The sequence below is a fragment of the Methylobacterium sp. CM6246 genome (assembly GCF_054818005.1).
The window spans coordinates 722,714-735,935 of the sequence record NZ_JBTXKY010000001.1 but is presented as its reverse complement, the minus strand read 5'-3'; the positions used below and the strand labels follow the sequence as shown (position 1 = coordinate 735,935).

The window sequence follows — 13,222 nt, the reverse complement described above, 5'->3', positions numbered from 1 at the left end:
AGACGGACACCTCGCGCGGCTTTGCCGGTCCATCCGTGCACACCTCGCCAATGTAGGCGGGGGGGGCTGCGTTGCCAAGTAAGCCGCTCCCCCCTGCGGCGAGGGCAGCATCTATCCGTCAATCGGCGGTCTTGTGCCGGCGGGGCGGCGCGGCCGCCAGGCTGACCGTGCCGGCGGCATCCGCGGCGATCAGGATCCCGGCCAGGGTCCGCCGGATCGGCTCCCGGCGGCGCAGGGCCGGCAGCAGCGCCCCGAGGACCAGGGATTCCAGGCGCTCGAGGCGGCGCGGCGCGGCCCCGGCCCGGGTGAGGGCGGCGTCGAGACAGCGCAGGGCCGTGGCCTCCGGCAGGGTCGCCAGCACGGCGCCGTCGAGGCGCAGCGCGGCGGCATCGGTATTCTTTGCCGGGAGCACAGCCGCCGCGAGGGCGTGTGCGGCCATGACCCGGAGGGCGGCGTCGTCCCGGGCGGCCCGCTCGGCCAGGCGGGCGAGCCGTGCCGGGCTCAGGCCCTCGGCCGCCAGGGCCGTCCAGGCGGCGCGCAGGCGGGCGCGGGCGAAGCGCGGATCGGCATTGGCCGGATCGCGGACATGCGGGATGCCGCGGGTCTCGCACCACGCCGTCAGGGTCGCCTTCGGCAGGGCCAGGAACGGCCGACCGAGGGTGATGCCGGGGGCGAGCGGGCGCTCGGCCCGCATGCCGGCGAGCCCGGCCGGTCCGCTGCCCGCGGCAAGCCGCATCAGCACGGTCTCGGCCTGGTCGTCCCGGGTATGGCCGGTGAGCACAAGGCCGGCGCCGACCGCCTCGGCATGGGCGGCCAGCAGCCGGTAGCGGGCAGCCCGGGCCGCGTCCTGCAGGCCGGTGCCGGGCTTCGAGCCAGCCCAGGCGAGGACCGCGTGCGGCAGGCCGAGCGCCCGGGCCGCCCGGCCGACGCCCTCGGCTTCCGGGCCTGAATCCGGGCGCAGGCCGTGATCGACGGTGGCGACCCGCACAGTTGCCCCAAGCGCGGCGGCGGCGTGCATCAGCGCGCTCGAATCGGGCCCCCCCGAGACGGCGAGCAGCACGCCGCGCTCGGGCCGACCAAGCCAGGGCGCGAGGGCGCGGAGGACCGGATCGTCCGACGGTCCAGTCATGGATTCAAAAGGTCCCCGACCTTTTGCGGGTCCAGGGCAGAGCCCTGGTATCTCGTGGGCTCCGCCCCCGAACCCCGCCAAAGGGCACGCCCTTTGGGATCCCCGATCAGGCCGCGCAGCGGGCGCGCTTCTGCTCCCGGGCGACGCCCTGGCGGACGCCGGAGCCGGCATTGGGGAATTTCCGGTCCAGCTCGGCGAGCGTCGCGCAGGCCTGCTCGCGGGCGCCCAGCGCGTTGAGCGTGACGCCGAGCTTCAGCATCGCGTCCGGCGCCTGGGACGAGCGGGCGTAATCGGTGGAGACCTTCAGGAACTGCTCGGCCGCCTCGCGGTTGCGGCCGCGGGCCAGGTAGCTCTCGCCGAGCCAGTAGGTCGCGCCGGCGACCCGGTTGTCGCGGGGATGCGACTGGATGAACTGGCGCAGGCCCATCTCGGCCTGCTCGTACTGCTTGGAACGGTAGAGCTCGACCGCGGTCTCGTAATCGGCGGACGGATCTCCGGTCCGGGTGGCGGCCACGCTCTCGGCGGGGCGGGCCGCCGGGACCGGGATCGCGCCGGTGCGGGCGGGCGGGCGCAGGTCCACGGGCTCGTCGTAGCCGGGGGCGGCGCCCTCGGCGTCCGGATCCTCGTCGTCGATCGCGGCCCGGGGCACCGCCTGCGGCCGCACAGGGGCCGCCTCGGCGGCCTCCCGGGCCGGCAGCGGCGGGGAGGCCGGCGTGCTGCCGAGCGGCATCGGCGCTCCGGGTGCGCCAGGGGCCTGGGACGGGTCGAAGGCGTCGCCGCGCTTGCCGGGGCGGCCGGAGCCCGGATTTCCACCGTTGACCGTACCGGACGGGGCGGGGGCCGCCGAGGGCGCCGACGGGCTGGATCTGCCGCCGCCCTTACCCTCGTTCAGGCGAAACTCGACATCCTCCTGGAACTTGCGCAGCTGCTCTTTCAGCTGCCGGTTCTCGTATTGGAGGGTCTCGATCTGCCCGGACATGATCCGGGACTGGTTCTCGATGCGACCCAGGCGCACCACCAGTTCCGAGGCATCCTGCGCGGCGGCCGGATGGCCGAGGAGCAGGGCCCCGAGGATCGTGGTGAGCGCGAGGCGGGTGCGAAGGCGGGCGGGCATGATGGGCTGCGGTCCGATGGAAGCGCGAGGCCCTATCAGATGCGCCGTTCCGCGGCAAAACTGCGGCGCGGTCCGGTCGAACCCGGGGCCGACGCTGTCTTCGCAGAAAAGCCTGCCGACTCTGTGAAGAATCGGCAGGCGGACGGACCTCTTGGCCGTCTCTGCGAAGATTACGCCCCGGCGCCGCGGTCGAGCACGATCACCGCGCGGCGGTTCTGCGACCAGCACGAGATGTCGTTGCACACCGCCACCGGCCGCTCCTTGCCGTACGAGACCGTGCGCATCCGACTCGCCCCGATGCCCCGGGTGGCCATGTAGTCGTTGACCGCCTGGGCCCGGCGGGCGCCCAGCGAGAAGTTGTATTCGCGGGTGCCGCGCTCGTCGGCATGGCCCTCGATGATGAAGGTGTAGCGCGGGTAGCGCTGCAACCAGGCGGCCTGCTTGTCGAGGGTCGCGGTGGCGGTGGGGGTCAGATCGGTGGAATCCGATTCGAAGAAGACCCGGTCGCCGATATTGACGACGAAGTCCTGTGCGCTGCCCGGGGTCGCGGCGCCGGCGCCGAACGCGGAGGCGTCGGCGAGGTCCTTGTCGTTGCTGCAGGCGCCGAGTCCGAGGCCGGCGCAGAGCGCGAGGCCGAGGGCGAGTGCGCGGAAACGCTGGGGCATGATCGTTCAACTCCTCGAGCGGGGCCGAAGGCCGGCTGCGGGTCTTCGAGGCGGGTCCGCGTCGTCCTGAGCGCCGGTGATAGGCGCGGATGGTTAAGCGACGGTTCCGGCGGGCGCCGCGCAACGTCCTGCGGGCCCGCTTCGGTCGGCGGCGTGCGCTGCCGCACGCACGGCCATGCTGACGCGCCCGGATTGCGGCACCGCCGGGGCGATCGGGCCGGGCGATCGATCAAGCCGAGCCGTTTCCGCCCCGCGAGTTGCCGCGATGCAACAGGGCCGGATACCGCATCCGGGAGCGTTTTAAGACATTCTCAACCCTGTCGGGCCTTGATTCGCCCGGAGCGCTCGCCGTCGACGCGGCTACCGGTTCGGCACACGCGAGCGCTTTCCGATCCAAAGACGCCGCGCGATTCCCGGACCCCCAATGCGCCCCGCCCAGTGCGTCCTCATCGTTGAGGACAGCTACCTGCTCCTCGAGATCATCGCGAGCCTGTGCGAGACGCAGGGCATCCGGGTGATCGAGGCCTCCACCGGGGAGGCGGCGCTGACGCTCCTGCGGGCGCGGGGCCACGAGATCGACTGGCTGTTCACCGACATCCACCTGCCCGGCCTGATCGACGGCTGGACCGTGGCCCACGCGTTCCGGGCGCTCCATGCCGACCGGCCGGTGGTCTACACCTCGACCGATGCGAGCGGCGGCCGGGGCGTGGCCGGCAGCCTGTTCCTGCGCAAGCCGTTCCAGGTGGAGGCGGTCAACCGGCTGGTCCGGATGATGGGCGACGGCCTGAGCGACGCCCCGCTCTGCGCGGTGGGCTGAGCGCGCCCCGGTTACCCGGCCCGGAACAGCGCGACGATCTCGGGGGTGGCGAGCCAGGTCTCGACCCGCTGGCACGCGAGGTCGCCGGCCGGCAGGGCGTCGTAGAGGGAAAAGCTCGCCGCGATGAAGCCCGGCAGGTCGTAGAGCCTCGGGAAGTCGTCGCCCCGGGGCTTGGTCTTGAAGAGGTACGAGCCGATGAGGCCGAAATGCTCGGCAATCGGCGGGTAGAGCGGCCAGACCACGTCCTGGACCAGCTCGTCGCCGAGGTAATCCTCGATCTCCACGGGCTCCGGCGTGAACCCGCTCTCCTGAAGCAGGCGCCGGGCGATGTCGCCGATGACGAAGGCCTTGGGGTGGTTCATCAGGTGCATGAAGGCGCCGCGCCGCGCCCAGCGGGTCACCTCCCGGTCCAGGCCGAAGCCCAGGGCGGCGGCGGCTCCGACCAGCTCGCGCACGGCCGGGTCCCAGTGGTCGAGGTAGCCCAGGCGCCGGAACACGGCCTCGCGGAACAGGCCTGCGGTGCGGCCGGCATCGAGGCCGAGCCGGTGGGCGCAGAGGGCGATCGCCGAGTGGTACTGCCCCGTCGGCGAGGGCGCGAGCTTCAGGGCGGCGAGGTCCGAGGCCTGGCCGGCATAGACCATGTCCGGGTGGAAGGCCGAGAACACGATCGCCGGGAACAGCTTGAGCCGTGGGTCGGCCGCCCGCAGAGTGGCGACGTCGCCGCCCGGGATCAGCCCGGCCGGGAAGGTCTGCGAGAAGACGTGATCGTGGGAGCGGAGCGTCCGGACCAGACCGTCGATATGGCCGTGGTCGCGCTTGAGGTAACCCATCGGTATGTAGCGCACGGGGCTGCGCGGGGCGAGCAGGCGCATCGCCTGCGCGATGCCCCGGGCCTGGCAATTGCCGAGCACCGCGATGGCCGGCCCGTCACGGGTCGTGGCGGCGCGCGCGCGGTTTCGCCATGGTGTCGCCCAGGTGGGCGCCCAACTGGGTGTCGACAGGGACAACGCGCTGCGGGCGCGCCGGGGCAGATCGTTCAGGGCCACGTCGCGTGCCGGGGTCAGCGGACGGATCAGCAGCCCCGAGGGCAGTTGCCGTCGTGAAGAAGAGGGTTCGAAGATGGCGTTGAATCCGTATACGGGTCTACCGGCCGAGCGATTCTGGCGCAAGGTCGTGACGAACGTGCCGCCCTTCGCGGTCAATCCGCACCCGAAGGACACGTTCGCGATCGGGCCGACCGACAAGGTCGCCACCGGCGGCTCGTGCTTCGCGCAGCGGGTGGCCGAGGCGGTGCGCGGCGCCGGCTTCAACTACTACCTGACCGAGCCGCCGCCCCCCGGCATGAGCGCCGAGGAGGCCAATGCCCGCCAGTTCGGCACCTTCTCGGCCCGCTACGGCAATCTCTATTACACGCGCCAGTTCGTGCAGCTGTTCGACCGGGCCTATGGCCGGTTCGAGCCCGAGCTGAAGGCGTGGCTGCGCGACGACGGCCGCTACGTCGACCCGTTCCGCCCCACCGTCGAGCCGACGGGTTTCGCCAGCGAGGCCGAGGTGGTCGCCGCCCGCGACGCGCATCTGGCCGAGGTGCGCCGCCTGTTCGAGACCCTCGACGTGTTCGTGCTGACGCTGGGCCTCACCGAGGGCTGGCGCTGGCGGGGCGACGGCGCGGCGCTGCCCCTCGCCCCCGGGGTCGCGGGCGGCACCTTCGATCCCGAACTCTACGAGTGCGTCAACGCCGGCGCCGGCGAGGTGCTGGGCGACCTCAACGGCTTCCTGGACCGGCTCTGGAGCGTGAACCCGAAGGCCCGGGTGATCTTCACGGTCTCGCCCGTGCCGATGATCGCCACCTACATGGACCGGCACGTGATGGAGTCGAACAGCTACTCCAAGTCGGTGCTGCGGGTGGCGGCCGGCGAGGTGGTCGGCCGGGGCGATCCGCGGGCGGTGTACTTCCCGGCCTACGACATCGTCACCAGCAACGTGAATGCCGGGCGCTACTACAACGAGGACCAGCGCACCATCAACGACGCGGGCGTGCGCCACGTCATGCGGCTGTTCCTGTCGACCTTCGCGCGCGACCGCGCCGCCGCGGCCCCGACCCACGCCCCCGTGGACCTCGCGGCCGAGTTCGAGGGCAATGCCGGCGTGATCTGCGACGAGGAGGAGATCGAGCGCAGCGTGGCGTGAGCGGCGGGGGATTTGCCTCCGGGCAGGTGTTTCGGGCAAGCTCAGCAGCCTGGGCGCTCGCGCCCGTCCGGAGTCGATCCCCTTGAGCCTGCCCCCGCCCCGCCAGCCCGACCACGCGATCGACCCGGTCTTCGTGGCGCGGCACTCGCCCCGCGCCTTCACGGGCGAGGCGCTGCCCGAAGCCGAGCTGATGCGGATGATCGAGGCGGCGCGCTGGTCGCCGTCGGCCTACAATTCGCAGCCGTGGCGCTTCCTCTACGCGCTGCGCGGGGACGCGAACTGGGAGACGTTCTTCGGCCTGCTCGTGCCCGGCAACCAGAAATGGGTCTCGGGCACCGGCGCGATCCTGTTCCTGGTCTCGAACGGACTCATGAAGGTCGGCGACGAACTGAAGCCGTCCTACAGCCACTCCTTCGACGCCGGCACCGCCTCGCTCGCCTTCCAGCTCCAGGCGATCCACCAGGGCTGGCACGCCCACGGCATGGTCGGGTTCGACCATGTCCGCGCGCCCGAGGTGCTGCGCCTGCCCGAGAACCACCGGATCGAGGCCGCCTTCGCGGTGGGCCGCAAGGTCGCGGAGGCCGACCTCACCGAGGAGCAGCGTCCGCGGGAGGCCCCGAACGGCCGCCGCCCGATCACCGACTTCGTCATCGCCGGCGCGTTCCCGCCCTCCGGCACCTGAGGCGGTCCGGAACCGGAGTCTACGACCAAGGATTGTGTCGGCAGCGCAACGGCGCCGGCCCGCGCCCCGCCTTCTCCCGCCCCGCCACGATCGGAGCCTGCCCATGGACCCGAAAGCCTCGGTCCCGCCCGGCGGCAGCGCCGTGCCTGATCCGTTCCTCGACGCGGGTGGGTTCGACCATGCCTCCGGCCTCCAGACCGTGGCCGACCGCCACGGGGTGAGCCTCGATGCGGTGCGCCACCTGGTCCAGGCGCTGGAACGCGGGCACGGCACGATGGCGCAGTTCAACCATCCCGACCTCGGCGGGATGGGCCAGTGGTTTTCCGGCGGCATGGTGATGGTCGGCCGGATGTTCGACGACGGCCTCAAGGCCCGGGTCGACGCCCTTTGCACCGAACTCGCCGCGGCGTTGCCGGCGGGCGGCTTCACGGAGGTCGGGCCTGCGTCGCAGCGCGGCGGCGGTGAGTGGTGGCCCGCCGGCCTCGGGGCTCCGGCGAGCACCGGCGCGCAGGACGGCCTGCGCTACGCCTATTTCCCCGACACGCGGCGGCTCGCGATCGAATCGGGCACCGGCATCGCGCTCTACGATACCGGCGAGCACCACATCTCCGGGGTGTCGCAGGCAAACGGCAGCCTCGATTTCACCGGCCCCCGGGGCGTCGTCGCCCTCGACCGCCTGCGCCGCATCGAGGCGGAGACGGCGGCCCCCCGGCAGGCCGATCCGGCCGAACCGCCGCCTGTCCAACCGAGCGCGCCCCCTGCCCAGCCGAGCGCGCCCGCGCCGGTGCCGGCCACCTCGGGCGACGTGCTGGCCACGATCGAGCGCCTGGCGGAGCTGCACGCCCGGGGCGTGCTCAGCGCGGCGGAATTCTCGGACAAGAAGGCGGAACTGCTGGCGCGGCTCTGAGTCTTGGCGCTCCCGACACGCCCACCTGCGCCCTCGTCCTGAAGGGAGGCGGAGGGGCGTGTCCTAGGTTGTCAGCCGTCCGGATACCGACCCGGTCAGGCGATGCCGGCGCGCAGCAGATCGTGGACGTGCACGATGCCGACGGGCCGGCCGTCGGTCACCGCGAAGACCGCGGTGATCAGCCGGCGGTTCATGAGCTCGAGGGCGGCCTGGGCGAGCTTGTGCGGCTCCACTGTGATCGGCTCGCGGGTCATGATCGCCGAGACCGGGGTGTCGAGGATCTCGGGGCCCATGTGGCGGCGCAGGTCGCCGTCCGTGATGATGCCGACGAGGCGCCCGGCGCCGTCCGTGACGCCGACGCAGCCGTAGCGCCGCGCCGCGATCTCGATCAGCACCTCGGACATCAGCGCGGTCTCGTGGACCAGCGGCATGTCTTGGGGGCCGTGCATCACCTGCTGCACGGTCTTGAGGCGGGCCGCCAGCGTGCCGCCGGGATGGAGGGTGTGGAAGCGGGCCGAGGTGAAGCCGCGCCGCTCCAGCAGCGCCACCGCCAGGGCGTCGCCGAGCGCCAGCTGGATCAGGCTGGAGGAGGTCGGGGCGAGGTCGTGCGGGCAGGCCTCGCGCACCCGCGGCAATTCCAGCAGCACGTCGGCGGCCTTGCCCAGCGTGCTGGCGCCGTTGCGGGTGATGGCCACCAGCGGGATCGAGAAGCGCCGGCTGAAGCCGACGAGGTCGGAGAGCTCCGCGGTCTCCCCGGACCAGGACAGGGCGATGATCACGTCGTCGCGGGCGATCATGCCGAGGTCGCCGTGGCTCGCCTCGGTGGGGTGGACGAAGAACGCGTGGGTGCCCGTGGAGGCCAGCGTCGCGGCGATCTTGCGGCCGATATGCCCGCTCTTGCCGATGCCGCTGACGATGACCCGGCCCTTGCTCTGCAGGATGGTCTGCACCGCCTCCTCGAACGCGACGCCGAGGCTGCCCTGGAACGCCGCGCTGGTCTCCTGCAGGGCGGCGATGCCCAGTTGCAGGCTGCGGATCCCGATATCGCGGGTGCCCGCGAGATGCGGCGAGGGCGCGTCGTAGGGGTCGTCGCGCAGGGCGCTGGAAGCGGGAGCGGTCATCGGTTCCGTTCTGGACCCGTCGAGCAGGGTCCGGCGCCGCGAAGGCGAAGCGAAGCGAGGTTTTCGACGCTAGGGAGCCGTCATGGTTGAAATGTGACGCCGGGACGACATGCCGCCCCTCTCTGTCCGCCCGGCGGTTGAAGGCCCGCTCCGGCGGGTCCATGCTCCGCATACGCCAGCCAAAAAGGGCCCGAGCCCCATGACCATCCGCTTCCCCGATCCCGACCCGAACATCCTCGCCCGGCGGGGGGAGATCCTGGCGGGCCTCGCGCCCCTGGTCGCCCCGGAGGCGCTGGTGGTGAGCGAGGACGAGCGCCGGGCCTTCGAGACCGACGGGCTCACCGCCTACCGGCAGATGCCGCTGGCCGTGGTGCTGCCCTCGACCACGCGGGAGGTGGCGGCCGTGATGGCCTATTGCCACGCCGCGGGCGTGCGGGTGGTGCCGCGGGGCGCCGGCACGTCGCTCGCCGGTGGGGCGATCGCGCAGGGCGACGCGATCATCCTCGGCGTCGGCAAGATGACCCAGGTGCTCGACCTCGACTTCGAGAACCGCACCGCCCGGGTACAGAGCGGGCTGACCAACCTGGCAATCTCGGGCGCGGTCGCTTACGAGGGCTTCTTCTACGCCCCCGACCCGTCGAGCCAGCTCGCCTGCACGATCGCAGGCAACATCGCGATGAATTCCGGCGGGGCGCACTGCCTGAAATACGGCGTGACCACCAACAACCTGCTGGGCGTCACCCTGGTGCTCAACGACGGCACCGTGGTGGAGGTGGGCGGCCAGCACCTCGACAGCCCCGGCTACGATCTCCTGGGCCTCATCTGCGGGTCGGAGGGGCAGCTCGGCATCGTCACCGAGGCGACCGTGCGGATCCTGCGCGCCGCCGAGGGCGCGCGGCCGGTGCTGGTCGGCTTCTCGAAGGTCGAGGATGCGGGCGATTGCGTCGCCGCGATCATCGCGGCCGGCATCATCCCGGTGGCGATCGAGTACATGGACCGCGAGGCGATCCTGATCACCGAGGACTTCGCCCAGGCCGGCTACCCGCGCGACGCCGAGGCGATGCTGATCATCGAGGTCGAAGGCTCGGATGCCGAGTGCGACGCGATGCTGGGGCGCATCGAGGCGATCGCCAAGGACTTCAGGCCGACCAGCGTGCGGGTGTCCCGCTCGGAAGCCGAATCCGCCGCGATCTGGAAGGGCCGCAAGTCGGCCTTCGGGGCGACGGGGCGCATCTCCGACTACATCTGCATGGACGGCACCATCCCGACCGGCCAGCTCGGCCCGGTGCTGGAGCGGATCGGGGCGATCTGCGCCGGCCACGGCCTGCGGGTGGCCAACGTGTTCCACGCGGGCGACGGCAACCTGCACCCGCTGATCCTGTTCGACATCAACACGCCGGGCGAATTGCAGAAGGCCGAGGCCGCGGGCGACGCGATCCTGAAGCTCTGCGTCGAGGTCGGCGGCTGCCTCACCGGCGAGCACGGCGTCGGGATCGAGAAGCGCGACCTGATGCGGTTCCAGTACGCGCAGGTCGATCTGGAGCAGCAGATGCGGGTGAAGGCGGTGTTCGACCCCGACTGGATGCTCAACCCCGCCAAGGTGTTCCCACTGGACGGACGCCTGGACAGCAAGGCGGCCTAGAGCCCTTGATAGAGCGCCCGCGCAGTCCCGGGCTTCCAAGGGGCTCAGCCCCTGGGCGGGTCGTCAGGGCGGAGCCCTGATGGAGCCCCGGCCTCCCGGTCAGGCCGCCACGCCGCCGCGGGTCGGCCCGGCCTCGGGCCGGCGCAGGCTGCCGGCGGTCCGGGCCAGGATCGCGGCGAGGTCGGCCACCGGGGCGGGCGGGCCGAACAAATTGCCCTGCAGCTCCTGGCAGCCTTCCTCCCGCAGGATCCGCGCCTGCTCGGGAGTCTCGACGCCCTCGGCCAGGACGTCGATCTTCAGGGCGCGCCCGAGCCAGATCATGGCCCGCAGGATCTCGACGCTGCCGCCGTCCCGCGCGAGGCTGCGCACGAAGCCCGGGTCGATCTTGAGCTTGTCGAACGGGAACCGGTGCAGGGTGCCGAGGCTCGAATAGCCGGTCCCGAACTCGTCCATGGCGATCCGCACGCCCGCGGCGCGGAACGCCCGCAGGAGCGACAGGTTCGCGGCGTTGTCCTGCAGCAGCACCGCTTCGGTGATCTCGAGTTCCAGGCGGTCCGGCCTGAGCCCGCTGTCGGCGAGCGCCGCCCGGACATCCGCTTCGAGGCCGAGGCCGGCGCATTGCAGCGGGGACAGGTTGACCGCGACCTTGACCGGGTCCGGCCAGGACGCGGCGGCCCGGCAGGCCGTGGCGAGGATCCAGGCGCCCAGCGGCCCGAGCAGCCCGACCTCCTCGGCCAGCGGGATGAACTCCGCCGGGCCGACCTCGCCGTGCTCGGGATGGTGCCAGCGCGGCAGGGCCTCGAAGCCGTGCAGGGCCTGGCCGTGCGCCCCGACGATCGGCTGATAGTGCAGCACGAACTGGCCCCCGGCCAGCGCCCCGCGCAAATCGCCCCCGAGTTGCCGGCGGCGCTGGATCTCGACATCCATGGCCGGGTCGAAGAAGCGCCACGTACCCCGCCCGGCGGCCTTGGCCTGGTACAGGGCGATGTCGGCCTGCCGCAGCAGCGTGGCGGCGGTGCCGGACGGATCTTCGGCGATGGCGATGCCGATGCTGGTGCCGATCACCAGGGTGTGGCCGTTCACCGCGACCGGCGTCTCGAGGGCCGCCACGAGGCGCCGTGCCAGGCGCGCGGCGTCGGCGGGCAGGGGCGCCGTGCCGAGGACGATGGCGAACTCGTCGCCGCCGAGCCGGGCCACGAGGTCACCGACCGCCACCGTGGCGGCGAACCGGGCCGCCACCGCGCAGAGCAGCGCGTCGCCGACCGGATGCCCGTAGGTGTCGTTCACGACCTTGAAGCCGTCGAGGTCGAGGCACAGCACGGTCGCCGGCGCGCGGGCGTCGCAGCTGGCCAGGGCCGCGTCCATGCGCTCCTTCAGGACGAGGCGGTTCGGAAGGCCCGTGAGCGCGTCGTGCCGGGCCATGTGGGCGACCCGGGCCTCGCTCCGGCGCCGCTCGGTGACGTCCTCGTGGGTGCAGAGCCAGCCGCCGCCGGGGATCGGGGCGTGGACCACGTCGACCGCCCGGCCGTCGGCGAAGTCGCAGGTCAGCGACACCGCGTGGCCCTGCGCGGCGGTGCGCTCGCAGGCCGCCACTAGCGCCCCCGCGGCCGCGGATCCGAGGCCGTTGCGCGGGTCGCTCAGGTGGCCGAGGAGGGCCGGGAGGGCGGTCCCGGGCCGGCGCAGCTCCTCCGGGACCGCGTACATCCGCGCGTAGCGGGCGTTCATGACGATGAGGGCGTCGTCCCGGTCGAACAGGCACAGGCCCTGGACCATGTTGTCGAGGGCGATGCCGAACCGGGCGTCCTGGAGCCGCAGCGCCCGCTCGCCGCGCTCGCGCGCCTCGGCCGCGGCCCGGGCCGCCTCGGCCTGGGCGAGCTGATCCTGCGCGCGGGCCTGCCGGCGGCCGAGCAGCACCAGCGCGAGCAGGCCGAGATCGAGCAGGAACGCCGCCACCCCCACGATGGTCGCCTGCTGGTGCGCGGCCGCCAGGCAGGCCTCCGCGGTGCGGCTGATGCTGAGGACCAGCGGGTAGTTCTTCAGGGCGTGGGCGGCGATGAGCCGATCCTGGCCGTCGATCGGGCTGACGGTTCGCAGGACGCCGCCCTGCGCGGCCCGGGCGGTGATCAGGGATGCGCCGGCGCTGGGGAAGATCCGGCCGATCGTCCCCTCGCGGTGCGGGTGCCGGACCAGCAGCATGCCGTCGTTGCGGAACAACGACACCACGGCGTCGTCCGCGGGCGCGATCTGATCGTACAGGCTCTCGAAATAGCTCAGCTCGACCGCGCCCAGGATCAAGCCCAGGAACGTGCCGTCCGGGGCCGCGACCTTCCGGGCGATGTAGATCGTCCAGGCGCCGTCCCCCCGGTTCGGGACCGGGCGGCCGACGTAGCGCTGCAGGGTCGGGTCGGCGGACAGCGCCTTGAAGTAGTCCCGGTCGGCGATGTTGACGGACGGGATCGGCCAGTAGCGGCTGAAGTTCAGCAGCTGTCCGGTCCGGTCCACCAGGGTGATGGCGTTGGCCTGCGGCAGCGCCGCGATCCAGGTCTTCAGCGCCGTGTGCATGGAGGGACGGGACGCCGCCTCGGCATAATGCGCGCCATCGGCGATCCCCGCCTGGCGGAATTCGGCCAGCACGGCGTCCTGGACGAGCTCGATCGCCTGCAGCGCCCGGTCCGCCTGGTCGGCCAGGACCGTGGCGAGGCCGCCGAGGCTGCGCTCGTTGTCGTCGACCGCGCGCGTCTCCAGGTGGGCGATGAACAGCGCGGCCGCGGCCGTGATCACCAGCCCGAGGCCGATGGCCGTCCAGGCGCGCAGATCGCGGGCCTGCCGCCACCGCCGCAGGCGCACATGCCGGGCCGCCCGAGCGAAAAACGGGAAGATTGACTTATAACCCACCAGAACACGCTCGGACTACGCTCTATAACAGGGCTATATTGCCCCCGTTAATGAGTTGTTGTG

Annotated in this window: 11 protein-coding genes; 5 read left to right on the top strand and 6 right to left on the bottom strand. The window is 72.5% G+C overall.

Annotated features, from left to right (window positions below):
* Window positions 1-118: 118 nt before the first annotated feature.
* The 3 genes from tilS to pal all read right to left on the bottom strand — a co-directional run bounded on the left by tilS (window position 119) and on the right by pal (window position 2,908).
* Complete coding sequence (tilS, locus tag ACYQPG_RS03685) at window positions 119-1,129, bottom strand: tRNA lysidine(34) synthetase TilS (RefSeq protein ID WP_147941700.1); 1,011 nt, start codon at window positions 1,127-1,129, stop codon at window positions 119-121.
* Between the two features lie 106 nt (window positions 1,130-1,235).
* Complete coding sequence (gene ybgF, locus ACYQPG_RS03680; RefSeq protein WP_419828711.1) at window positions 1,236-2,243, bottom strand: tol-pal system protein YbgF; 1,008 nt, start codon at window positions 2,241-2,243, stop codon at window positions 1,236-1,238.
* Between the two features lie 170 nt (window positions 2,244-2,413).
* Window positions 2,414-2,908, bottom strand: a complete 495-nt coding sequence (gene pal, locus ACYQPG_RS03675) for a peptidoglycan-associated lipoprotein Pal (protein WP_147909994.1) — start codon at window positions 2,906-2,908, stop codon at window positions 2,414-2,416.
* Between the two features lie 424 nt (window positions 2,909-3,332).
* Between pal and ACYQPG_RS03670 the strand changes: the two genes are divergently transcribed.
* A complete protein-coding gene (locus ACYQPG_RS03670; RefSeq protein ID WP_419828710.1) occupies window positions 3,333-3,725 on the top strand; it encodes a response regulator in 393 nt (130 codons plus the stop codon).
* Between the two features lie 11 nt (window positions 3,726-3,736).
* On the opposite strand, the gene ACYQPG_RS03665 is transcribed toward ACYQPG_RS03670, so the two are convergent.
* Window positions 3,737-4,771: a WcbI family polysaccharide biosynthesis putative acetyltransferase gene (locus tag ACYQPG_RS03665; protein ID WP_419828709.1), complete on the bottom strand. Its 1,035-nt coding sequence runs from the start codon at window positions 4,769-4,771 to the stop codon at window positions 3,737-3,739.
* 73 nt (window positions 4,772-4,844) lie between these two features.
* Here ACYQPG_RS03665 and ACYQPG_RS03660 point away from each other — a divergent pair, with 73 nt between their 5' ends.
* From ACYQPG_RS03660 to ACYQPG_RS03650, 3 genes are all read left to right on the top strand, one after another.
* The gene (locus tag ACYQPG_RS03660; protein WP_461230273.1) at window positions 4,845-5,912 is read left to right on the top strand and encodes a GSCFA domain-containing protein; all 1,068 of its coding nucleotides are present in this window, start codon (window positions 4,845-4,847) and stop codon (window positions 5,910-5,912) included.
* A gap of 82 nt (window positions 5,913-5,994) precedes the next feature.
* Window positions 5,995-6,594 carry a nitroreductase family protein gene (locus tag ACYQPG_RS03655; RefSeq protein WP_147909991.1) on the top strand — a complete coding sequence of 200 codons (600 nt, stop codon included), beginning with the start codon at window positions 5,995-5,997 and terminating at the stop codon, window positions 6,592-6,594.
* Window positions 6,595-6,697: 103 nt separating this feature from the next.
* A complete protein-coding gene (locus ACYQPG_RS03650; protein WP_461230272.1) occupies window positions 6,698-7,501 on the top strand; it encodes an SHOCT domain-containing protein in 804 nt (267 codons plus the stop codon).
* 95 nt (window positions 7,502-7,596) lie between these two features.
* Here the strand turns inward: ACYQPG_RS03650 and ACYQPG_RS03645 are convergent, their stop codons facing one another.
* Window positions 7,597-8,622, bottom strand: coding sequence for a KpsF/GutQ family sugar-phosphate isomerase (locus ACYQPG_RS03645; protein WP_147909989.1), 1,026 nt, complete (start codon window positions 8,620-8,622; stop codon window positions 7,597-7,599).
* A gap of 199 nt (window positions 8,623-8,821) precedes the next feature.
* Between ACYQPG_RS03645 and ACYQPG_RS03640 the strand changes: the two genes are divergently transcribed.
* Window positions 8,822-10,264: an FAD-linked oxidase C-terminal domain-containing protein gene (locus ACYQPG_RS03640; protein ID WP_461230271.1), complete on the top strand. Its 1,443-nt coding sequence runs from the start codon at window positions 8,822-8,824 to the stop codon at window positions 10,262-10,264.
* Window positions 10,265-10,363: 99 nt separating this feature from the next.
* Here the strand turns inward: ACYQPG_RS03640 and ACYQPG_RS03635 are convergent, their stop codons facing one another.
* Window positions 10,364-13,159, bottom strand: coding sequence for a bifunctional diguanylate cyclase/phosphodiesterase (locus ACYQPG_RS03635; RefSeq protein ID WP_147909987.1), 2,796 nt, complete (start codon window positions 13,157-13,159; stop codon window positions 10,364-10,366).
* Window positions 13,160-13,222 lie beyond the last annotated feature (63 nt).

Bases quoted from the DNA above. Each gene is read 5' to 3' on its own strand.
- tilS (WP_147941700.1), bottom strand. From the start codon at position 1,129: ATGACTGGACCGTCGGACGATCCGGTCCTCCGCGCCCTCGCGCCCTGG.
- pal (WP_147909994.1), bottom strand. From the start codon at position 2,908: ATGCCCCAGCGTTTCCGCGCACTCGCCCTCGGCCTCGCGCTCTGCGCC.
- ACYQPG_RS03650 (WP_461230272.1), top strand. From the start codon at position 6,698: ATGGACCCGAAAGCCTCGGTCCCGCCCGGCGGCAGCGCCGTGCCTGAT.
- ACYQPG_RS03670 (WP_419828710.1), top strand. From the start codon at position 3,333: ATGCGCCCCGCCCAGTGCGTCCTCATCGTTGAGGACAGCTACCTGCTC.
- ACYQPG_RS03640 (WP_461230271.1), top strand. From the start codon at position 8,822: ATGACCATCCGCTTCCCCGATCCCGACCCGAACATCCTCGCCCGGCGG.
- ACYQPG_RS03645 (WP_147909989.1), bottom strand. From the start codon at position 8,622: ATGACCGCTCCCGCTTCCAGCGCCCTGCGCGACGACCCCTACGACGCG.
- ybgF (WP_419828711.1), bottom strand. From the start codon at position 2,243: ATGCCCGCCCGCCTTCGCACCCGCCTCGCGCTCACCACGATCCTCGGG.
- ACYQPG_RS03660 (WP_461230273.1), top strand. From the start codon at position 4,845: ATGGCGTTGAATCCGTATACGGGTCTACCGGCCGAGCGATTCTGGCGC.